A 22,607-nucleotide genomic window follows, 5' to 3' on the forward strand; every position below is an offset into this window, starting at 1 on the left:
AGCCCCATGTCCGATACTTCGCTTTCCGGCGGCCTCACCCCCGGCGCTCTCGCCGGCATCCGCGTCGTCGACTGCTCGCGCATCCTGGCCGGCCCGATCTGCACCCAGACCCTGGGCGACCTCGGTGCCGACATCGTCAAGATCGAGCGGCCGGGCATGGGCGACGACACCCGCAAATGGGGCCCGCCGTTCCTGAAGGACGCGGACGGCAACGACACCTCGGAGAGCGCCTACTACCTCTCGACCAACCGCAACAAGCGTTCGGTCGGCCTCGACATCTCGCGCCCCGAGGGCCGCGAGGTGCTGTTCCGGCTGCTGGAGACCGCCGACGTCTTCATCGAGAACTTCAAGGTCGGCGACATGGCCCGCTACGGCCTCGCCTACGATCAGATCAGGGAGCGCTTCCCGCGGCTGGTGTACGCCAGCATCACCGGCTTCGGGCAGACCGGCCCGTACGCGCCGCGCGCCGGCTACGACTTCCTGGCCCAGGGCATGGGCGGGGTGATGAGCGTGACCGGCGAGGCCGACGGCGAGCCGATGAAGGTCGGCGTCGCGATCGCCGACGTGATGACCGGCATGCACACTGCCATCGCCATCCTGGCCGCGCTACGCCACCGCGACGCCTCGGGCCGCGGCCAGTACATCGACGCCGCCCTGCTCGACACCCAGGTGAGCTGGCTGATCAATCAGGGCATGAACTACCTGGTCGGCGGCACCGCGCCGGGGCGGCTCGGCAACGCCCACCCGAACATCACGCCCTACCAGGTGTTCGCCACCTCCGACGGCCACGTCATCCTGGGCGTGGGCAACGACCAGCAGTTCGCCAAGTTCTGCCGGTTCGCCGGCCGCGAGGATATCGCGGCGGACCCGCGCTTCGCCGACAACGTCGCCCGGGTACGCAACCGGGCCGAGACCGTCGCGCTGGTCGCCGGCATCATGAAGACCCGAACCATGGCCGAGTGGGTCGAGGGGCTGGAGGCCGTCGGCGTGCCGTGCGGCCCGGTCAACACCATCGACCAGGTGTTCGCCGACCCGCAGGTTCGGGCCCGCGGCATGCAGCAGCAGATCCCCGACCACGCGCTGACGGCGGAGCCGATCCCGACCATCGCCTATCCGCTGAAGCTGTCCGACACCCCGGCGAGCTACCGCCGCCCGCCGCCGATTCTCGGCCAGCATACCGACGAGGTGCTGGGCGGCGAGCTCGGGCTGTCGGCGGACGAGCTGGCCAAGCTGCGGGAATCCGGGGCGATCTGAGAATGCCGTCGGCCACCCTTGCCGGTGTCCCGGAACGAGGCCTATAACGGCGCTTTAATGACAAGCGCCATCTCCCCCGGGCCCGCGACCGCTCTCTCCGACGGCACGCGCTATCCCTATCGCCACCTCCTCGGTATCGAGGGGCTGTCGCGACCCGACATCGATTTTCTCCTGGACCGCGCCGACGGGTTCGTCGAGCAGAACCGGCAGGCCGACAAGAAGGCCTCGACGCTCAGGGGGCGGACCCTCATCAACCTGTTCTTCGAGAACTCGACGCGCACCCGCACCAGCTTCGAGCTGGCCGGCAAGCGGCTCGGCGGCGACGTCATCAACATGTCGGTCTCGACCTCGTCGATCAAGAAGGGCGAGACCCTGATCGACACCGCCATGACCCTGAACGCCATGCACCCGGACGCCCTGGTGGTGCGGCATTCGGAGTCGGGGGCGGTCCACCTGCTGGCCGAGAAGGTCAACTGCTCGGTGATCAACGCCGGCGACGGCAGCCACGAACACCCGACCCAGGCGCTGCTCGACGCGCTCACCATCCGCCGCCGGCTCGGCCGGCTGGAGGGGCTGGTGGTGGCGATCTGCGGCGACGTCGCGCACAGCCGGGTGGCGCGCTCGAACATCCACCTGCTGTCGATCATGGGCGCCCGGGTCCGGGTGGTGGCGCCGCCGACCCTGCTGCCGTCCGGCATCGACCGGATGGGCGTCGAGGTGCATCACGACATGGAACGCGGGCTCGACGGGTGCGACATCGTCATGATGCTGCGGCTGCAGACCGAGCGCATGAAGGGCAGCTACGTGCCGTCGATCCGCGAATACTTCCGCTACTACGGCCTGGACGACGAGAAGCTGAAGGCGGCCAAGCCGGACGCCCTGATCATGCATCCGGGGCCGATGAACCGCGGCGTCGAGATCGACTCGGTGGTGGCCGACGACATCTCGCGGTCGCTGATCCGCGAGCAGGTCGAGATGGGCGTGGCCGTGCGCATGGCCGTGCTCGAGATCCTCGTGACCAACCAGACCGAGCCGTGGGCGAAGAACCAGTGAGACCGACCCTCTACAAGAACGCCCGCCTGCTCGACCCGGCCTCGCGGCTGGACGCCAGGGGCGGCGTGCTGGTGCGCGACGGCCGAATCGCCGAGGTCGGGCCGCAGGTGTTCGTCGACGCCATCCAGGACGACGTCGAAGTGGTCGACTGCGGCGGCCGCTGTCTCGCCCCGGGCCTGGTCGACATGCGCGCCCAGACCCGCGAACCGGGCGAGGAGCACATGGAGACCCTGGCCTCGCTGCAGGCGGCGGCGGTCGCCGGCGGCGTCACCACCCTCGCCACCCTGCCGAACACCACCCCGGTCATCGACGACGTCTCGATCCTGGAGTTCGTCGAGCGGCTGGCCCAGGAGGTCGGGCTGATCAACATCCATCCCTACGCCGCCGCCACCAAGGGCATGAGGGGCCAGGAGATGTCCGAGGTCGGCCTGCTCGCGGCCTCCGGCGCGGTCGGCTTCACCGACGGCACCAAGGCGATCGCCGACGCCGTGGTGATGCGCCGGCTGCTGTCCTACGCCACCATGTTCGGCCGGCCGGTGATCCAGCATCCCGAGGAGCCGTCGCTGGCCCGCGAGGGCTGCGCCACCGAAGGCGAAACCGCCACCCGGCTCGGGCTGCCGGGCATCCCGGCCTGCGCCGAGGTCATGATGGTCGAGCGCGACCTGCAGCTGGTGCGCCTGACCGGCGGCCGCTACCACGCCGCCCACGTCTCCACCGGCGCCGCCATCGAGGCGATCCGCAAGGCCAAGGCCGAGGGCCTGGCCGTGACCTGCGACACCGCCCCGCAGTACTTCGCGCTGAACGAGGGCGCGATCGTCGACTACCGGACCTTCGCGCTGATGTCGCCGCCGCTGCGCAGCGAGGCCGACCGGCAGGCGGTGGCGGCCGGCGTCGCCGACGGCACGGTCGATGCGATCGCCAGCGACCACAACCCGGAGGACCAGGACTCCAAGCGCGTGCCGTTCACCCAGGCGGTGCCGGGCGCGGTCGGGCTGGAGACCCTGCTGCCGATCAGCCTCGGCCTGGTGCACGACGGCACCATGGACCTGCTGGACCTGCTCGACCGGCTGACGGTCCGGCCGGCCCGGATCCTCGGGCTGGAGGTCGGCACGCTGGCGGTCGGCGGCTGGGCCGATCTGGTGCTGTTCGAGCCCGACCGGGCGGTCCGGATCGACGCCCACCGGTTCCGCTCGAAGTCCAAGAACAGCCCGTTCGACGGCAAGCCCGCCCAGGGCCGGGTGTGGCGCACGGTCTATCGCGGCCGCACCGTGTTCGACCTGGAGGCCGAGGAGCCGAGGCCCCGACGCGAGCCGGCCCATGCCTGACCCGATGGGCAGCTTCGCCTACACGTGGCCGTTCTACGCCGGCTTCGCCCTCGCCTATCTGCTTGGCTCGATTCCGTTCGGCCTGGTACTGACCCGGCTGGCCGGGCTCGGCGACATCCGGTCGATCGGGTCCGGCAACATCGGCGCCACCAACGTGCTGCGCACCGGCAACAAGAAGCTCGCGGCCGCCACCCTGATCCTGGACGGGGCCAAGGGCGCGGTGGCGGTGCTGATCGCCTGGCAGTTCGGCCCCGACATGGCGGTGCTGGCCGCCGCCGGCGCGATCCTCGGTCACTGCTTCCCGGTATGGCTGAGGTTCAAGGGCGGCAAGGGCGTGGCGACGACCGTCGGTACCTGGCTGGCGCTGTCCTGGCCGGTCGGGCTGATCGTCTGCGCGAGCTGGCTCGTCGTGGCGGCGGTGACCCGGTACTCCTCGCTCGCGGCCCTGATCGCACTGGCGCTGGCACCGGTGGCCGCCTGGCACTTCGAAGGGCCGCAGTTCGCCGAACTCGGCGCCTTCATCGCGGTGCTGGTCTGGATCCGCCACCACGAGAATATCCGCCGCCTGCTGCGCGGCCAGGAAGGCCGGATCAGCTTCGGCGGCTCGAAGAACAAGGGCGAAACCTGAGACGGAGTTTCCGAAACCCGACGTGCGGTTTCACCCGCACGCTCGTTCCGCTTTCGCAACGAGAGAAAACTGCGCTCCGGGTTTCATAGGCAAGGGGACGACCGCTGACGGAGTCCCCCGACGATGCCTGCCGCAAACGACAGCCTGCCCGAGCGCGAGCGCCTCGACCGCCTGCGGCTGATCCGTACGGAGAACGTCGGGCCGGTCACCTTCCGCCAGCTGCTGGCCCGCTACCGCTCCGCCACCGCCACCCTGGAGGCCCTGCCCGACCTGGCACGGCGCGGCGGCCGCCGCCGGCCGCTGAAGGTCCCGACGGCGGCCGATATCGACCGCGAGATCACCGCGAACCGGCGGGCCGGCGCCCGGCTGCTGGTGCTCGGCGACTCCGGCTACCCGGTCCGGCTGGCGGCGACGTCGGACGCCCCGCCGTGCCTGTCGGTCGCCGGCGATCCGGCCCTGCTGGCGCGGTCGTCGGTCGCAGTGGTCGGGGCCCGGAACGCCTCGCTCAACGGGGCCCGGTTCGCAGGGTTGCTCGCACGGGCGTTCGGCGTCGCCGGATTCGCCGTGGTCTCCGGACTGGCACGCGGGATCGACGCGGCGGCGCACCAAGGATCGCTGGCGACCGGGACCGTCGCGGTGCTGGCCGGCGGCATCGACGTGGTCTACCCGCCGGAGCACGCCGACCTGCTGCGGCGCATCGCGGAGTCCGGCGCGGCGGTCGCCGAGATGCCGGTCGGCACGGTCCCGCAGGCCCGACATTTTCCGTCCCGGAACCGGATCATCGCCGGGCTGTCGCTCGGCACCGTGGTCGTCGAGGCGGCCCGGCGCTCCGGCTCGCTGATCACCGCGCGCCGCGCGCTCGACCAGGGTCGGGAGGTGTTCGCGGTCCCGGGCTCGCCGCTGGACCCGCGCTGCAGCGGCTGCAACGCCCTGATCCAGGAGGGGGCGGCGCTACTGGTCCAGGAGGCCGACGACGTTCTCGACGTCCTGCGGGCGGTCCCGCCGGCGGTCCAGGCGGCCGGCTCCCTGCGCGAGGACGTGGCGGAGTTCCCGGCTGTCGAAACCGACGACACCGCGCGTCGTCTGATCCTGGACGCCCTCGGACCGGAACCGGTGCCGGTTGACGAACTGATCCGCGGCTGCCAATTGTCTGCTCCAATCGTCGCGACCGTGCTCCTGGAAGCGGAGCTCGCCGGTCAGATCGACCGGTACCCGGGCAACCTGGTGGCGCGACGGCTGGATGCCCCGGCCTGAAGGCGCCCCGCCGACGGGCACGTCGCGAGGCGATCGTTCGCGGACCCGACGGGCATTGCCGGGAAATGCCACAGGAAGCGAACCTACCGCATGAGCAAAGTCGTCGTCGTCGAGTCCCCCGCCAAGGCCAAGACGATCAACAAGTACCTGGGTGACGACTACCGAGTCCTCGCCAGCTACGGACACATCCGGGACCTGCCGCCGAAGGACGGGTCGGTCGACCCCGATCACGACTTCGCCATGCTGTGGCAGACCGACCCGCGTTCCGAGAAGCAGGTCAAGGCGATCGCCGAGGCCCTGCGCGGCGCCGAGCAGCTGATCCTCGCCACCGACCCGGACCGCGAGGGCGAGGCGATCAGCTGGCACGTCCAGCGGGTGCTGGAGGAGCGCAAGGCGCTCAGGGGCATCGACGTCAAGCGGGTCGCCTTCAACGAGATCACAAAATCGGCGGTGCTGGACGCCATCGCCCGGCCGCGCGAACTCGACCAGGACCTGATCGATGCCTACCTGGCGCGCCGGGCCCTCGACTACCTCGTCGGCTTCACCCTGTCGCCGGTGCTGTGGCGCAAGCTGCCGGGCGCCCGTTCGGCCGGCCGCGTGCAGTCGGTGGCGCTGCGCCTGATCTGCGAGCGCGAAGCCGAGATCGAACGCTTCCGGGCGCAGGAATACTGGAGCATCGAGGCCGACTTCCGGACCCGCGAGCGCAAGTCGTTCACCGCCCGCCTCACCCATCTCGACGGCAAGAAGCTGGACCGCCTGGAGATCGGCGACGAGGGGGCCGCGAAGGCCGCCGTCGCCGCGGTCGAGGCCGGCGCATTCGAGGTAGGCGAGGTCGAGAAGAAGCGGGTCCGCCGCAACCCGCAGCCGCCGTTCACCACCTCCACCCTGCAGCAGGAGGCGTCGCGCAAGCTCGGCTTCGGCGCCACCCGCACCATGCAGCTCGCCCAGCGCCTGTACGAGGGTCTCGAGCTCGACGGCGAGACCGTCGGCCTGATCACCTACATGCGGACCGACGGCGTCCAGCTCAGCCAGGAGGCGATCCAGGCGATCCGCGGCGCCATCGGCTCGACCTACGGCGACCGCTACCTGCCGAACACCGCGCGGGTCTACACCTCGCGGGCCAAGAACGCCCAGGAGGCGCACGAGGCGATCCGGCCGACCGACGTCAAGCGCACGCCGGACAGCCTGCGCGGCCGCCTCGATCCCGACCAGCTCAAGCTCTACACCCTGGTGTGGAAGCGTGCGGTGGCCAGCCAGATGGCGAGCGCCGAGCTCGACCAGACCACGATCGACGTGGTCGACCGCAACGGCCGCTCGACCCTGCGGGCGACCGGCTCGGTGGTGGTGTTCGACGGCTTCCTGACGCTGTACCAGGAGGATCGCGACGAGCCGGCCGCCGAGGACGACGAGTCCGGCCGGATCCTGCCGCCGGTCGAGCGCGGCGAGGACGTCGCCCGCCAGGAGGTCCGCTCGGAGCAGCACTTCACCCAGCCGCCGCCGCGCTATTCCGAGGCGAGCCTGGTGAAGAAGCTGGAGGAGCTCGGGATCGGCCGGCCCTCGACCTACGCCAGCATCCTGCAGGTCCTGCAGGACCGCGAATACGTCACCCTCGACAAGCGGCGCTTCGTGCCGGAGGACCGCGGCCGGCTGGTCACCACATTCCTGAGCAGCTTCTTCAACCGCTACGTCGCCTACAACTTCACGGCCGACCTAGAAACCAAGCTCGACGACGTGTCGGCCGGCCAGCTCGACTGGCGGCGGGTGCTCCACGAGTTCTGGGACGCCTTCAAGGGCGCGGTCGACGGCACCAAGGACCTGTCGATCGGCCAGGTCATCGAGGCGCTGGACGCCGAGCTCGCCGACCACTTCTTCCCGACCGGCCCGGACGGCCAGCCCGACCGCGCCTGCCCGGGCTGCGGCGACGGCCGGCTGTCGCTGCGGCTCGGCAAGTTCGGCGCGTTCATCGGCTGCTCGAACTATCCGAACTGCCGCTACACTCGTCAGCTCGGCGAGGCCGCCGGCGGCCGGACGCCGGGTGCCGAGGGCGAGGAGGCGCTGCCGAAGGTTCTCGGCACCGACCCCGCGACCGGCCAGGACGTCAGCATGCGCAAGGGCCCTTACGGGATCTATGTGCAACTCGGCGAGCCGGCCGAGGGCTCGAAGGAGAAGCCGAAACGGGCGTCCCTGCCCCGCCAGCTGCCGCCGGCCGACGTCGACCTGGCCAAGGCGCTGGTGCTGCTGTCGCTGCCGCGGCCGATCGGCGACCACCCGGAGACCGGCGACACCATCGAGGCCGGCATCGGGCGCTACGGGCCGTACCTGAAGTACGACAGCACCTACGTGAACCTGCCGCCCGACGACACCGTCCTGACCATCGGCTTGAACCACGCGGTGCAGCTGATCGCCGAGAAGGGTGCGAAGAAGAAGCCGGCGCGCAGCCTCGGCGACCACCCGGACGACGGCAAGCCGGTGACGGTCCAGGCCGGCCGCTTCGGCCCGTACGTGCAGCACGGCGCCCTGCGGGCGACTCTGCCGCGCGGCGAGTCGATGGACGACCTCTCCCTGGAGCGGGCGCTCGAGGTACTGGCTGCCAAGGCGGCCAAGGGCGGCGGCACCGCGCCGAAGCGCGGCAAGGCCGGCAAGGCGGCGGGCGAGGCCAAGGCAGCCGCCAAGAAGGCCCCGGCGAAAAAGGCCCCCGCCAAGAATGCTGTCGCCAAGAAGCCCGCGAAGAAGACGGCGGCGAAGAAGACGGCGGCGAAGAAGACCGGGAGCAAGGGGAGCGGGGCCGGCACGGCCGCGTCCTGATCCCGATGGCCCGTCCCTCCGGCCCGGTTCCGTCGCGCGAGGCGATCCTGGAGTTCGTGCGCTCGAGCCCGACCCCGGTCGGCCGCCGCGAGATCGCCAAGGCGTTCGACGTCCGCGGCCCCGAGCGCGCCGAACTGCGCCGTCTGCTCAAGGAGATGGCCGACGACGGGCTGCTCGACTTCGGCCGCCGCCGCAAGGTGGCACCGCCGGGCGCGCTGCCCGAGATCACCGTGGTCGAGGTGATCGGCACCGACGAGGACGGTGAGGCGCTGGCGCAGCCGGCCGGCTGGCGCGACGAGGCCCCGCCGCCGGCGATCCTGGTGCTGGAGGATCGCCGGGCCGGCGCCCTCGGACCCGGCGACCGCGCCCTGGTGCGCCTGGAGCGGCGCGGCGAGAGCCGCTACGTCGCCCGCATCATCCGCCGCCTGCCCCGCGCGGCCGCGCGGGTGCTCGGGATCTACGAGGCGACCGAGCACGGCGTCGGCCGGGTCCGGCCGACCGACAAGAAGGCCAAGTCCGAGATCGTCGTCGATCCCCGGGACGCCGGTGGCGCCGAGACCGGCGACCTGGTGGCCGTCGAGCTGCTGCCGCGCAGCCGCAACCGTCTGGGCCTGCCCGCCGGCCGGGTCGTCGAGCGCTTCGCCGGCATCGCCGACCCGCGCTCGTTCAGCCGGATCGCCATCCAGGAGCACGACATCCCGGACGTGTTTCCGCCGGAGGTCGAGGAACAGGCCGAGCGGGCCAAACCGGTCACCCTCGGCAAGCGCGAGGACCTGCGCGACATTCCGCTGGTGACCATCGACGGCGAGGACGCGCGCGACTTCGACGACGCGGTGTTCGCGGCCCCGGACGACGATCCGGCCAACCCCGGCGGGTTCCGCCTGCTGGTCGCGATCGCCGACGTGGCGCACTACGTCCGGCCGGCCGACCCGCTGGACCGCGAGGCGCTGAAGCGCGGCAACTCCGTCTATTTCCCCGACCGGGTCGTGCCGATGCTGCCGGAGGCGCTGTCGAACGGCCTGTGCTCGCTGCGGCCGGACGAGGACCGGGCGTGCATGGCGGTCGAGATCGTGATCGACGCCGAGGGCAGCAAGCGCCGCCATCGCTTCACCCGCGGCCTGATGCGGTCGCGCGCCCGGCTGACCTACCGCCAGGTGCAGCGCGCGGTGGATGGCGGCGACTCCGAGGGCGTGCCCGAAGGCGTCCTGGCCCCGCTTTACGGCGCCTACCGCGCGCTGAAGCTGGAGCGCGAGCGCCGCGGCGCGCTGGAGCTCGAGATTCCTGAGAAGCGGGTGATCCTCGACGAAGCCGGCAAGGTGGTGGAGATCGGCATCCGTGACCGGCTGGATTCCCACATGCTGATCGAGGAGTTCATGATCCTCGCCAACGTGTGCGCCGCCGAGACCCTGGAGGCCCGCCGCCAGCCCTGCATGTACCGGGTGCACGAGGATCCGGATCCCGAGAAGGTGAACGCACTCGCCGACGTGCTCGAGAGCCTTGGCATCAAGCTTGCGAAGGGACAGGTGGTACGCCCCAAGACCTTCAACGGCGTCCTGGCCAAGGTGCGCGGCCAGGCTGCCGAGCGGATGGTGAACGAGATGATCCTGCGCTCCCAGGCCCAGGCGCACTACGCGCCGGCGAATGCCGGGCACTTCGGGCTCGGCCTTGCCCGCTATGCCCACTTCACCTCGCCGATCCGGCGCTATTCCGACCTGCTGGTGCACCGCGGCCTGATCCGCGGGCTGCGGCTCGGCGACGGCGGGCTTGGCCCGGACGACGACGAGAAGTTCGCCGAATGGGGCGAACACATCTCCGCCACCGAGAGACGGGCGGCCGCGGCCGAACGCCAGACCGTCGACCGCTACCTGGCCCGCCACCTCGCCGACCGCATCGGCGGCCAGTTCACAGGCCGGATCAACGGGGTGACCCGGTTCGGCCTGTTCGTCACCCTGGACGAGACCGGCGCCGACGGCCTGGTGCCGATCCGGTCGCTGCCGGACGACTACTACGACCACGACGAGGCCCAGCACAGCCTGACCGGCCGGTTCCACGGCCTGGTCTACCGGCTGGGCGATCCGGTCGAGGTCCGGCTGGTCGAGGCCGATCCGGTCTCCGGCGCGCTGGCGCTCGAAATCCTGTCGGGCGGCAGCCAGGAGGCACCGGGCCGCGCCGGTCGGATCCGCCGCCGGAACGGCCCGCCGAAGCGCTCCCAGCACGGCCGGACCGGGCGACGACGTTGATCCGGCAAGCGGAATACCGCATGCTTTCGCAACCGCACACGCCCGCCGAGACCGAACCGGGACCCGGATACCGCATGAGCCGCTCGACCAACCGATCCGCCCGCCGCCGACCGTCGACCGCGCTCCGGGCCGGGTTGGCGGTGCTGGCGTTGCTCGGCCTCGGGTCGTGCGTCAACGCGCGGCACACGGTACGGTCCGAGCACTACGATCGGCAGACCGTGGCCGAAGTGTTCTCCGCCGGCTACGAAGGCATCGCCGACTACTACGTCGACGCGGTCCCCACCGAGGCGATCGCGATCGGCGCCCTGAGCGGCATCACCACCCTCGATCCGGCGATCGGCTATGCCCGCCGGGGCGACCGCCTAACCGTGACCATCGACGGCCGCCCGATCGCCGAGTTCGTGACCCCCGGCAGGGACGACACCGTCCGGTGGGCCATGCTGACCTCTGCCGCCATCGACGCCGGCCGCGGCGTGTCGAAGCCGATCCACGACGCCACGCCGGAGCGAATCTACGAGGTCGCCTTCGACTCCGCCCTGCGCAAGCTCGACCGGTTCTCGCGCTACCTCAGCGCCGAGGCCGCGCGCTCCGCCCAGGCGTCGCGCAACGGCTACACCGGGATCGGGATCACCATCGTCGGGCGCGACGGCGAGACCTACGTGACGTCGGTCTTCGAGCACTCGCCGGCGCAGGAGGCCGGCGTCGAGCCCGGCGACCGGATCGTCGCGGTCGCCGGACAACCGACCAGCGGTCTCGACATCGCCGAGGTGGCGGACCGCCTGCGCGGCCTGATCGGCAGCCGGGTCGACGTCACCTTCGACCGCCAGGGCCGGCAGATCACCGCCAGCCTGGAACGCCGGCCGGTGATCGAGACCACGGTCCGGGTCCACCGGCTCCGCGACGTCGGCTACATCCAGCTGTCCGGCTTCAACCGCGAGACCGCGAACAGCCTCGAGAGCGGCCTGGAAGAGTTGCAGAGCGGCGGCCCGCTGCGCGGCCTGATCCTCGACCTTCGGCAGAACCGGGGCGGCCAGCTGAACCAGGCGATCCGGGTCTCCGACCTGTTCATCGACCAGGGAACCATCCTGGCGACCCGCGGGCGCCACCCGAACTCGGTCCAGCACTTCGAGGCGCACGACCGCGACGCGACCTCGGCGCCGATGGTCGTGCTGATCGACAGCGGCTCGGCCTCGGCCGCGGAAATCGTCGCCGCCGCCCTCCAGGACGCCGGCCGGGCCCTGGTCATCGGGGCGCGTTCCTACGGCAAGGGCACCGTGCAGCAGATCGTGCCGATGCCGAACGAAGGCGAGCTGATCCTGACCTGGGCGCGGATGCACGCGCCATCCGGCTACGGACTGTCCAGGTTCGGTGTGTTCCCGTCGATCTGCACCGCCGAGAGCAGCGTGGACGTCGAGGTCGTGGTCCAGGGCCTGCGGGACGGGCGGCTGCGGGCCGGCGAGGCGGTGCATCGCCGACGCGGCGCCGACACCCTGGACCCGGCCGGGCAGGAAGCGCTGCTGTCCTGGTGCAAGGCCAACCACCCGCCGAGCGACGACGACCTGGATACCCGGATCGCGCGTCGGCTGCTCGACGAGCGGGACCTGTTCCAGCAGGCCTTCAACGCCTCTCGGATCGCCCTCGGGGAGCGCCCGGAGACCCTGCGGTAGCCGGCTCGCGGCTGCGCGAAGGCGCGCTTGACTTCCGAACCGCTATCGCTATGTTGCGCGCTCCGATTTCGCGAAGGAGACGACCATGGCGAAGCCTGCGACCGTTCTGATCAAGATGGTCAGCACCGCCGAGACCGGGTACTTCTATGTCACCAAGAAGAACCCGCGCACCAAGACCGAGAAGCTGGAGCTGCGCAAGTACGACCCGGTCGCGCGCAAGCACGTGCTGTTCAAGGAAGCCAAGATCAAGTAGTCAGGCCGACGCCGGATACTGGTTTGCGGGCCGCCCTCCGGGCGGCCCGTCGGTTTTTTGGACCAGTTGCTTCTTGGACCACCGGCGAGGCGAGCGGGACCGCGGACACCGCCTCTCAGAAGCCGGTCGCACCGCCGAAGGCTGCGGAATCGCCGTCGTCCGCCCCCGACGCCTGCTCGACCCGGTTGCGGCCGGCCCCCTTGGCCCGGTACAGCGCCCTGTCGGATCGCTGCATCAGCGCCTCCACGGTGTCTTCGTCCGGCGGCGATCCGCGCATCGCACAGCCGATGCTCACCGTCACCGACAGTGCCCTGCCGTCGGGCAGCGCCATCGGCGTGTCGGCGATGCGCTGGCGCAGCCGGTCGGCGATCCGCACCGCGAAGGTCTCGTGGGTGTCCGGCATGACGATGACGAACTCCTCGCCGCCCAGGCGCGCGACGGTATCGACGTTGCGGACGTTGGTCCGCATCACCTCGGTGATGTGCTGCAGCGCCAGATCGCCGACGGCATGCCCGTAGGTGTCGTTGACCTGTTTGAAGTGGTCGACGTCCAGCATCAGCACCGACAGGGGCTTCTGCCGGTTCGCGGTGTCCTGCATCAGCCGCCGCAGGTGGCTCAGCAGATAGCGGCGGTTGTACAGCCCGGTCAGGCTGTCGGTCAGGGCCAGCGACAGGCTCTGCTCGTAGTTCTCGCGCAGCAGCTCCTGGTAGCGCCGGCGCCGGATCTGCGTGCGCACGCGCGCCAGCAGCTCGTTGCGGTCGACCGGCTTCATCAGGTAGTCGTTGGCCCCGAGGTCCAGCGCCTTGGCCAGCCGGTCGGTCTGGTCCTCCTCGCCGACCATCAGGATCGGCAGGTGCCGGGTCGCCTCGTGGGCCCGGAACTGCGACAGCAGGCGCAGCGCGTCGTCGTCCTCGAGGTTGAGGCTGCAGATCACCAGGTCGGGGTCCTCGTTGCTCGCCGCCTCGAAGCCGGCCCGACCGGAATCGACGCGGCTGACCTCGTCGTTGTCGACCGCCAGGCTCTCGATCATGTTGACCGCGTCGATCGTGTTGTCCTCGATCACCAGCAGGCGCGCCGAGGTGACGTCGAGCTCGGTCATCGCCCGCGGCGCCAGCATGCCGAGCTGGCTCGAGGTCTGCTCGCGCAGCCGCCACTCGTCCATCATCATCTTCAGGCGCAGCAGCGAGCGGACCCGGGCGAACAGCGCCGAATCGTGCACCGGCTTGGTCAGGAAATCGTCGGCCCCGGCCTCGATGCCGCGCACCCGGTCGGCCACGTCGCTCAACGCGGTGACCATGACGACCGGCAGGTGGGTGGTCCGCGGGTCCGCCTTGATCCGGCGGCAGACCTCGAACCCGTCCATCACCGGCATCATCACGTCGAGCAGGACGATGTCGGGGTTCTCGCGCTCGATCACCTCGAGCGCTTCCGGCCCGTTGTTGGCGGTCAGGACCTCGAAGTACTCGCTGCTGAGCTTGGCCTCCAGCAACTTCACGTTCGGCAGAACGTCGTCGACGACGAGGACCCTTCCCGGCATATCCGGTTACCCGAGGTACTTCTTGACCGTCTCGAGAAAATTGGTCACCGAAATCGGCTTCGCAATGTAGGCTTCGCATCCGCCTTCGCGGATCTTCTCCTCGTCGCCCTTCATGGCGAAGGCGGTGACCGCGATCACCGGTATCGACTTGAGGCGGTCGTCCTCCTTGATCCATTTGGTGACTTCCAGCCCGGAGACCTCCGGCAGCTGGATGTCCATCAGGATCAGATCGGGACGACTGTCGCGCGCGATTCGCAGCGCTTCCATCCCATCCCGGGTTCCGATGATGTTGTAGCCGTGGGCCTCCAGGAGGTCATGGAACAACTTCATGTTGAGCTCGTTGTCCTCGACGATCAGGACCGTCTTGGCCCCGCTGGCCGAATCGCCAGGCCCGCTGCCCGTCTCGACGGAGGTCATGCGCTCATCCACCCTGTACCGTTATCGGGATATGATTGCGCCACAATCCGGCCCTCACGCAAGGTCTCCCGGTTGGACATGTCCGAAGTATAGACACTTAAGCCGGCGTATACCACTGACGAGGCTGCGTTGTCGAACTCACGCGACCGGCGCGGATCGCCGATCCGCATCGGGGTCGATCTGGGCGGGACCAAGATCGAAACCATTGCACTCGGGACGGATGGACAGGTGCTCGACCGACGCCGCGTCGGGACGCCGCGCGACGACTACCGGGCCACGGTCCGGGCGGTGGCCGCGCTGGTAACCGCCGTCGAACGCGACCTCGGCCTCGCCGGCCGGGTCGGGGTCGGCATTCCCGGCACCCTGTCGCGCGCCACCGGCCTGGTGAAGAACGCCAACTCGACCTGGCTGAACGGCCGGCCGCTCGACCGCGACCTGTCGGCGGCGCTGGACCGGCCGGTCCGCCTGCAGAACGACGCCAACTGCTTCGCGGTCTCCGAGGCCTCCGACGGCGCCGCTGCCGGGGCCGCGGTGGTATTCGGCGTGATCCTCGGGACCGGGGTCGGCGCCGGCATCGTGATCGACGGCCGGCCGATCGACGGCCCGAACGGGATCGCCGGCGAATGGGGACACAACCCCCTGCCCTGGCCGGCCGACGACGAGCGCCCCGGGCCGGCCTGCTACTGCGGCCTGCACGGCTGCATCGAGACCTTCCTGTCGGGCCCCGGCTTCGCCGCCGGCTACCGAAGGGAGACCGGGCGCGACCTCGCGCCCCGCGAGCTGGCGGCGGCAGCGGCGGCCGGCGACGCGACCGCCGCCGGGCACCTCGGATCGTATGTCGACCGGCTGGCCCGCGGCCTCGCCCACGTCATCAACATCCTCGACCCCGACGTCATCGTGCTCGGCGGCGGGATGTCCAACCTGGAGGTCCTGTACCAGGCGGTCCCGGCCCGCTGGGGCCGCTACGTGTTCTCCGACCGGGTCGACACGCGGCTGGTGCCGCCGCGGCACGGTGATTCGTCCGGGGTCCGCGGGGCGGCATGGCTGTGGCGCCCGGAAGAGGCGCCGCCCGCATGACCGTCCCGGCCGGAAGCGGGGCGCCGACGCTGTGCCGCGACTGTTTCGCCTGGGCACGGTCCCGGGCCCCGGTCGAGCGCTGTCCCCGCTGCGGATCGCGCCGGCTGGCGGCCCACCCCGAGCTCGACCGGCTCAGCATCGCCCACCTGGACTGCGACGCCTTCTACGCCAGCGTCGAAAAGCGCGACGACCCGTCCCTGCTCGACCGGCCGGTGATCGTCGGCGGCGGCAAGCGCGGGGTGGTCTCGGCGGCCTGCTACGTCGCCCGCGTCTACGGCGTGCGCTCGGCGATGCCGATGTTCAAGGCGCTCGACGCCTGTCCGCATGCCGTGGTCATCAAGCCGAACATGGAGAAGTACGCCGCCGCCGGCGCCGAGGTTCGGGCGCTGATGCGCGAGGTCACGCCGCTGGTCGAGCCGCTGTCGATCGACGAGGCGTTCCTCGACCTCTCCGGCACCGAGCGCCTGCACGGCGGGCCGCCGGCCGAGACCCTGGCGCGGCTGACCCGGCGCATCGAGGAGTCCGTCGGCGTCACCGCCTCGATCGGCCTCAGCTACAACAAGTTTCTCGCCAAGGTCGCCTCCGACCTGGACAAGCCGCGCGGCTTCTTCGTGATCGGCGAGGCGGAGGTCGAGCAGTTCCTGGCCGAGCGCCCGGTCTCGATCATCTGGGGGGTGGGCAGAGCGCTGCACCGCACGCTGCTGGCCGACGGCATCAGGACGGTCGGCGACCTGCAGCGGCTGGACGAACGCGACCTGATGCGGCGCTACGGCAGCATCGGGCAGCGGCTGGCCCGGTTCTCGCACGGCCGGGACTCCCGGCGGGTCGAGCCGGGCTCGGTCATCAAGAGCGTGTCGTCGGAGACCACCTTCGACACCGACATCGGCGCCGTCGATGCCCTGCGCCCGTATCTGTGGCGGCTCAGCGAAGAAGTGTCCGGTCGCCTGAAACGCAAGGCGATCGCCGGCCATGTGGTGACGCTCAAGCTCAAGACCGCCGACTTCCGCCTGCACACCCGGCAGCGCCGGCTGTCGTCGCCGACCCAGCTCGCCGACCGGATCTACCGGACGGCCGACGACCTCCTCGCCGGCGAGGCCGACGGCCGCAAGTTCCGCCTGATCGGGGTCGGCGTGTCCGAACTGAGCGGCGAGGCCTTCGCCGACCCGCCGGACCTGGCGGAGCCGGCGCTCGACCGCCGGCGGCGCGTCGAGGCGGCGATCGACGCGGTCCGGGCCAAGCTCGGCAGCGAGGCGATCGTGAAGGGACGCGGGCTGCGGGCCGGTACCCTCAAGCAGACCCCGTCGGAACGCGGCCGTCCGGACGACGACCCGACCTGACGGCAACCGCTCTCAGCAGGCCTTCGCGTCCAGGGTCTCCAGCCGCTCCATCGTCAGCGCGACCCGGATGTCACCGTAGTCCAGCAGCATCCGGCGGGCGATTCCGTTGGCCAGCAGCTCGAGGGACATCTCGAAGTCCGGACGGCTCTCCGACTGGCCCGGCTTGAAGAACGCCAGCCGGATCGGCCAGTACTCGCCGGACAGCACCGGCAGGTCGAGCGGCGGTGCATCGGACTTCGGGGCACCGATCACCGCCGAGACCAGCGACCCCGGCTCGACCTCGCTGCCGTCGAACACCTTGGCCCGAAAGAACCGCTTCCCGAGCTTGGCCTGCTCGATCAGACGCAGCGTGTGCTCGGTCGGCAGCAGGGTGTCGGCCTCCAGCAGGATCTCCTCCGGCCGCGGATCCGTGAACACCGCCTTCCCGCTTCCCGACCCGAGCGGGAGCGGCATGACCGCCCTGCCCCGGACGAGCTCGGCTCCGCCGCCGCGCTGGCGCTCCACGATGAACCGGTACAGGTCGCCGGTCTTCGCTTCCCACGTGGTGTAGCGCGAGGAGATCTCGTAGCCGTCGCCCGAGGTCCGCGAGAACGACATCAGGTAACGCTGCTCGATCGCCCAGCCGTCACAGTCGTCCCGCCACTCGAAGCCCATGCGGCCGCGCACGTCGATGATCTCGGACGACGACGCCGAGCGGGCCAGGGAAACCTTGTACAGGGCTCGGTGCGGCACGATCCCGGCAAACGGGGTCGCGGCCGCTGCCGACGACGCCGCAATGGGCACCGCGACAACCGGCGCCGCGAACACGGCAACGAGAGCCAGCAACGAAACGATCCCGCGGGTGACCCGCATGAGTTCCTCCTCAATCGTCCAGACCCGACTATCGCACGCGGCGGGTCACTCGGCATCATCGGCCGGACGCCGGGTCCGGCCCGGCAAATCCTGCCGGCTCGCCCCGGTCCGGGCCGGGGTGGGCCCGCGATTCCGGTGCGCGATGGCGAGGATCAGACTGAATTTCGGCGGATTTCCGGCAAGGCCGGCCCGCCCCGACTGGCACGCCAGTTGCTTGTACGTCGTCGACTCCCGATGGAGGACCGACGATGGCGACCGAATCACGAATCCTTGCGGCCCCGCTCGACGGGACCAGTGCGCGCCTCTACGCCGAGGTCACCGGGCTGCTGGCGCGCTTCAACGCCGCCCTCCGCCCGCAGGATGCGGCCAACGAGGATCATCCGGTCCTCGGTCCCGACACCGCCGAGGCCGAGGCGGCATTGCGGATCGCCCTGGTCGCGATGTCCGAGGCGCAGCGCCGCATCGAGCGGCAGGAAGCCCGGATCCGCGAACTCGAAAGCCTGTCCGTCACCGACGAGCTGACCGGCTTGCTCAACCGCCGGGGCTTCGACATGCATCTCGGCAAGGCACTCGCCCAGGCCCGTCGCGGCGAACGGCACGGCGCGGTCATGATGATCGACCTCGACCGCTTCAAGCCGATCAACGACACCTACGGTCACGCCGCCGGCGACGGCTTCCTGCAGGCCGTGGCCGGCGTCCTGCTATCGGACGTGCGGGAGTGCGACGTGGTGGCCCGGCTGGGCGGCGACGAGTTCGCGGTGCTGATGACCGACCTGGACCCGGCGAGTTGCGGCTCGCGGGCCCGGGCCCTGACCGACCGCCTGAACGACCACGTAGTCGACTGGCACGGGACCCTGCTCCCGATCTCCGCCAGCGTCGGCTTCGTCGAGTACGGCGCCGACGACACCGCGAGCGAGATCCTCGAGCGGGCCGACAAGCTGATGTACCTGCAGAAGAACGCCCGCCGCAGCCCCGACAGTCTCCCGAACTGAGGAAACCGGGCGGCCGAGCGGTGGACGGAAGGCCTCAGCGCGCGGCCTTCACGACCCAGGGCTGGCGGCCGTCGACCTGACCGAGACCGTCGCGAACCTGCCGGGCGGCCGACGGCGTCAGCGGCCCGATCGCCACCCGATGCCACCGACCGCCGTCGACGGTCGCCGCCAGGATGGCCGGCTCACGGTCGGCGAACCGGGACGCCATGACCTTCGCCCGGTCGATGTCCCGGAACGAGCCGATGACCACCCAGCGGTCGGCGTCGCCACCCGTCACGGAAACCTTCGGCGCCGCCGGAGCGATCGCCGCCGGAGCGATCGCCGCCGGGACCGCGGCGAGTTGCCCGGCCTTGGCGCCGGTCGGCGCGGCCGGCTTGGCGACCGGTCGCGGCGCCACGGCTGTCGCGGGCGTCGCCGAGGGGGCAGCCGAACGGGTAACCGACGGGGCAGCCGACGGAGCGGTCACCGACGGGACCGGCGCCGCCAGCGGCGCCACCTCGATGGTGCGCGACGGCACCAGCGTCGCCCACGAGCTGTCGGCGGCGACCGGAAGCGCCCGAGACTTCGGCGCCGGAACGATCTGGTCCTTGTCGACCACCACGCCCGCCATGGAGACCCGCGGCGGCGGGGCCAGGAACCGCGGCGCGATCGCGACCTGCCGGGTCTCCTCGACCGCGTCGGCCAGATTGAGGGCGCCCCGGGTCCGGTAGGAGTCGAGTTCGTCCTGGGTCATGCCGTCGTCGCGATCGCCGGGGTAGTAGGCCACGGTGACGGCGTTCGTCCGCCCCTCGCCGCCCGGCCCGACCTCGCGGCAGACCGGGTCGCCGAACACCGGGCGGGTCAGGGCGCAATCCTCCTCCATCGCGGCCGACAGCACGTGATCGCTCGTCGACTTGCCGGTCGTCAGATAGGAGATCCCGGAGAACGCGGTCGAGGCGATGGTGATCGGCAGCGGCAGGCATCCACCAAGGGCCAATGGCAGGAGCGCGACGGCGAGTTTGCGCTTCATGTTGATTCCCCCGCTTGAATCAATCGTTTGTGGCGCGAATCGTCAGCCATTTCTCAGCATTTGGCAAATCTAATCTTTCAGCGTCAAAGCAGGCGCCCAGTACCCGCTTGAGGCGAACCGTGGTTTTGAATCCGTTTTCAACGACTTACCCGGATCGTGGTGGTTGCACCGGGGGACCGGTGGTGTATAGGGGGCGACCATGACCCTAGTGACCGATACCGCCTCCCTCGCCGCGCTGTGCGACCGACTGGCCCGCGAGCGATTCGTCGCCGTCGACACCGAGTTCATGCGCGACAAGACCTACTATGCCAAGCTCTGCCTGGTGCAGCTGGCGGGCGCCGAGGAGGCCGTCGCCGTCGACACCCTGGCCCCCGGCCTGGACCTGGCGCCGCTGTACGGGCTGATGGCCGACCCCGGCGTCCTCAAGGTGTTCCACGCGGCGCGTCAGGACGTCGAGATCTTCGTCCACCAGGCAGACGCGGTCCCTGCCCCGCTGTTCGACACCCAGATCGCCGCCATGGTCTGCGGCTTCGGCGACGCCGTCAGCTACGACCGGCTGGTCCGCGGGCTGACCGGCGTGCGCCTGGACAAGACCTCGCGGTTCACGGACTGGAGCCACCGGCCGCTGACCCCGCGCCAGGTCGACTACGCGCTCGCCGACGTGATCCATCTGCGGCCCGCCTACGAACGCCTGCATCGCCGGCTGGAGAAGACCGGGCGGCTCGACTGGCTGAGCGAGGAGATGGCGGTCCTGACCGACCCGGCGACCTATCGCGTCGCCCCGGACGATGCCTGGCGCCGCCTGAAGATCCGCAGCACCAAGCCGAAGTTCCTGACGGTGCTGCGCGAGCTGGCGGCGTGGCGGGAACGCGAGGCGCAGACCCGGGACGTGCCGCGCAACCGCATCCTGCGCGACGATGCGCTGGTCGACGTGGCGGCGCAGATGCCGCAGTCGCCGGACGAGCTGGCGCGGTCGCGCGCCTTCAACCGGGACTCCTCGAACGGCAAGACGGGGCGCGCCATCCTGGAAGCGGTCGAACGGGCGCTGTCGCTGCCGAAGGACCAGTGGCCGACGCTGCCCGAGCCGGCCGAGGCGCCGCAGGGGCGGCAGCCGGTGGCCGACCTGCTGCGGGTCCTGCTGAAGATCAAGTGCGAGGAGAGCGACGTCGCGCCCAAGCTGATCGCCAGCTCCGACGACCTGGACGCCATCGCCGCCAGCGACGACGCCGACGTGCCGGCCCTCAAGGGGTGGCGCCGCGAGGTGTTCGGCGAGGCCGCGCTGGCGGTCAAGCACGGCCGCCTCGGCCTAGTCTACGACCCGGCCAAGGATCGGGTCACGCTGGTCGAAGTTCCCGGCTGACCGCCCGCCGTCGGCGGCGCCGGCACGCGGATGGCGGCTACGAGCGGCGGTTCCGGCGCGAGGTGATCTTGATCGGCGCCCCGACCGCCGAGGACAGCGCGGCCACCCGCCGGTCGACCACGTCGCCGAGCAGGGCGAGCGCCTCGCCCGACAGCACCAGCGAGAACCCGCCGCCCGGGTCGGCCGTCAGCCGGGTCCGGCGGAGCAGCGTGGTCGCCCCGCCCGACAGCGTCAGCGCCAGCCGCAGGGCGTGCCCGACCTGGATCGCCAGCGCGCGCCGGCCCGGCTCCAGCAGCCCTTCGACGGCCTTCGCCGCCGCCAGGTCGGTGTGCCCGACGTAGCGCACCAGCAGCCCCAGCCCCAGGAACACCCGGTCGGCGTGGTCGAGGCCGGCCACCGGCAGGCGCAGGACCCGCAGGAATCCGTGCTCGCCCCGGTAGCTCGGGTGCTCCGACCAGGCCACGTCGCTCAGCATGCAGAGCGCCTTGATCAGTCGGCCGTCGCGGTCCTTCAGGTCGGGGAACAGCGGCGTCAGCCAGGCGTAGATCGTTTCGGGATGCGGCGCGAACCGGTTGGTCTCGCGGGCGATCTCGCCGGCCGCCATCAGCAACGGGTCCTTTTCCCGCTCCGCCTCGGTCAGCCGGTCGTACAGGCAGCCCTCGCGCAGCCCGAATGCCGAAAAGACCACCCGCGCGGGCTGGCCGCGCGCCAGCACCCGGTCGAGGACCAGCGCCGCCGTCGGCAGCACGTCGCCGCGCCGCCGCGACACCCCGGGAATGTTCCGCACCGACTTCTTGGATGTCTGGGCCAGCGAGCCGAGATAGTCCGACAGGGCGTCCCGGTCGACGGCGTAGCCGTGGATCACCTCGATCGGATAGGAGATCCGGGCCATGTGCGCCCGGGCGATGCTCCGCCAGGCGCCCCCGACCGCGTACAGCGTCCGGCCCTTGAGCGCCGCGAGCCACGACGCAGTATCGAGATGCCGGTCGATCATGCTCGAGAACCTGCGGCGCTGGCCGCGGGCGACCTCGCCGATCCGCAACGGGCCGAGCGGCATCGTGGCGTGCGCCCCGAGCCGGCGGTCGGCGACGTCGATCAGCTCCAGGCTGCCGCCGCCGAGATCGCCGACCACGCCGTCGGCGTCGGGAAAGCCGCTGAGCACGCCGAGGGCCGACAGCCGGGCCTCCTCGTCGCCGCTGATGACGTCGACCGGATGTCCGATCCGGCGCTCCAGCTCGCCCACGAAAGCCGGGCCGTTGGCCGCGTCCCGGACCGCCGAGGTCGCCACGACGTCGAGGTGGCGGACCCGCATGGCACGGGCGATCTGGCCGAACCGGTCGATGTTGATCAACGCCGACGCCATGCCGTCGACCGGCAGGTTGCCGGTTTCCGTCACGCCGCGGCCGAGACCGCACAGCGCCTTCTCGTTGAACACCGGGATCGGCGACCGTCCGGCGTGGTCGTAGACCACCAGACGGATCGAGTTGGAGCCGATATCGAGGACGCCGACGCGCTGACCGCGCACCGGCTCCCGTGTCCCACGGCCC

The 22,607-nt window shown here is 71.0% G+C and carries 18 protein-coding genes; 13 read left to right on the forward strand and 5 right to left on the reverse strand.

Translation table 11 applies throughout. The features are described from left to right. Positions 1–6: 6 nt before the first annotated feature. The 9 genes from IE246_RS10830 (at position 7) to rpmG (ending at position 12,479) form a co-directional block, all read left to right on the forward strand. Positions 7–1,254, forward strand: a complete 1,248-nt coding sequence (locus IE246_RS10830; protein WP_189989265.1) for a CaiB/BaiF CoA transferase family protein — start codon at positions 7–9, stop codon at positions 1,252–1,254. Positions 1,255–1,311: 57 nt separating this feature from the next. Beyond that, a complete protein-coding gene (locus IE246_RS10835; protein ID WP_189989268.1) occupies positions 1,312–2,307 on the forward strand; it encodes an aspartate carbamoyltransferase catalytic subunit in 996 nt (331 codons plus the stop codon). Further along, on the forward strand, positions 2,304–3,632 hold the full coding sequence (locus IE246_RS10840; RefSeq protein ID WP_189989270.1) for a dihydroorotase: 1,329 nt from the start codon (positions 2,304–2,306) through the stop codon (positions 3,630–3,632). The genes IE246_RS10835 and IE246_RS10840 overlap by 4 nt, the downstream gene beginning before the upstream one ends. A 4-nt stretch (positions 3,633–3,636) precedes the next feature. Next, positions 3,637–4,260, forward strand: coding sequence for a glycerol-3-phosphate 1-O-acyltransferase PlsY (gene plsY, locus IE246_RS10845; RefSeq protein WP_229836971.1), 624 nt, complete (start codon positions 3,637–3,639; stop codon positions 4,258–4,260). A 123-nt stretch (positions 4,261–4,383) separates the two neighbouring features. Further along, complete coding sequence (gene dprA / locus IE246_RS10850) at positions 4,384–5,514, forward strand: DNA-processing protein DprA (RefSeq protein ID WP_189989274.1); 1,131 nt, start codon at positions 4,384–4,386, stop codon at positions 5,512–5,514. A gap of 90 nt (positions 5,515–5,604) precedes the next feature. Beyond that, entirely contained in the window at positions 5,605–8,319 is a 2,715-nt protein-coding gene (topA, locus tag IE246_RS10855; protein ID WP_189989276.1) for a type I DNA topoisomerase, read from the forward strand. A 5-nt stretch (positions 8,320–8,324) separates the two neighbouring features. Beyond that, a complete protein-coding gene (rnr, locus tag IE246_RS10860; protein ID WP_189989278.1) occupies positions 8,325–10,559 on the forward strand; it encodes a ribonuclease R in 2,235 nt (744 codons plus the stop codon). Positions 10,560–10,633: 74 nt separating this feature from the next. Then, positions 10,634–12,226, forward strand: coding sequence for a S41 family peptidase (locus tag IE246_RS10865; protein WP_189989279.1), 1,593 nt, complete (start codon positions 10,634–10,636; stop codon positions 12,224–12,226). Between the two features lie 85 nt (positions 12,227–12,311). Next, positions 12,312–12,479, forward strand: a complete 168-nt coding sequence (gene rpmG / locus IE246_RS10870) for a 50S ribosomal protein L33 (protein WP_028792559.1) — start codon at positions 12,312–12,314, stop codon at positions 12,477–12,479. Between the two features lie 115 nt (positions 12,480–12,594). On the opposite strand, the gene IE246_RS10875 is transcribed toward rpmG, so the two are convergent. After that, positions 12,595–14,016 carry a PleD family two-component system response regulator gene (locus IE246_RS10875; RefSeq protein ID WP_189989281.1) on the reverse strand — a complete coding sequence of 474 codons (1,422 nt, stop codon included), beginning with the start codon at positions 14,014–14,016 and terminating at the stop codon, positions 12,595–12,597. 6 nt (positions 14,017–14,022) lie between these two features. Next, positions 14,023–14,433, reverse strand: coding sequence for a response regulator (locus tag IE246_RS10880; protein ID WP_189989283.1), 411 nt, complete (start codon positions 14,431–14,433; stop codon positions 14,023–14,025). A 162-nt stretch (positions 14,434–14,595) separates the two neighbouring features. Here IE246_RS10880 and IE246_RS10885 point away from each other — a divergent pair, with 162 nt between their 5' ends. Then, positions 14,596–15,510 (forward strand): ROK family protein, encoded by a 915-nt coding sequence (locus IE246_RS10885; RefSeq protein ID WP_189989655.1) that lies wholly within the window; start codon positions 14,596–14,598, stop codon positions 15,508–15,510. Next, entirely contained in the window at positions 15,507–16,847 is a 1,341-nt protein-coding gene (locus IE246_RS10890) for a DNA polymerase IV (RefSeq protein ID WP_189989285.1), read from the forward strand. Before IE246_RS10885 ends, IE246_RS10890 begins: the two co-directional genes overlap by 4 nt. 12 nt (positions 16,848–16,859) lie before the next feature. Here IE246_RS10890 and IE246_RS10895 read toward each other — a convergent pair whose 3' ends face one another. Then, positions 16,860–17,699 carry an EipB family protein gene (locus IE246_RS10895; RefSeq protein ID WP_189989287.1) on the reverse strand — a complete coding sequence of 280 codons (840 nt, stop codon included), beginning with the start codon at positions 17,697–17,699 and terminating at the stop codon, positions 16,860–16,862. Positions 17,700–17,947: 248 nt separating this feature from the next. Between IE246_RS10895 and IE246_RS10900 the strand changes: the two genes are divergently transcribed. Next, positions 17,948–18,691: a GGDEF domain-containing protein gene (locus tag IE246_RS10900; RefSeq protein ID WP_189989289.1), complete on the forward strand. Its 744-nt coding sequence runs from the start codon at positions 17,948–17,950 to the stop codon at positions 18,689–18,691. Positions 18,692–18,725: 34 nt separating this feature from the next. Here the strand turns inward: IE246_RS10900 and IE246_RS10905 are convergent, their stop codons facing one another. Further along, the gene (locus IE246_RS10905) at positions 18,726–19,700 is read right to left on the reverse strand and encodes an SPOR domain-containing protein (protein ID WP_189989291.1); all 975 of its coding nucleotides are present in this window, start codon (positions 19,698–19,700) and stop codon (positions 18,726–18,728) included. Between the two features lie 199 nt (positions 19,701–19,899). Here IE246_RS10905 and rnd point away from each other — a divergent pair, with 199 nt between their 5' ends. Beyond that, positions 19,900–21,060: a ribonuclease D gene (rnd, locus tag IE246_RS10910; protein WP_189989294.1), complete on the forward strand. Its 1,161-nt coding sequence runs from the start codon at positions 19,900–19,902 to the stop codon at positions 21,058–21,060. Between the two features lie 37 nt (positions 21,061–21,097). Here the strand turns inward: rnd and IE246_RS10915 are convergent, their stop codons facing one another. After that, entirely contained in the window at positions 21,098–22,585 is a 1,488-nt protein-coding gene (locus tag IE246_RS10915; RefSeq protein WP_189989295.1) for a Ppx/GppA family phosphatase, read from the reverse strand. Positions 22,586–22,607: the final 22 nt, after the last annotated feature.

It is taken from the genome of Thalassobaculum fulvum, assembly GCF_014652915.1.
GTDB classification, from domain to species: Bacteria; Pseudomonadota; Alphaproteobacteria; order Thalassobaculales; family Thalassobaculaceae; genus Thalassobaculum_A; species Thalassobaculum_A fulvum.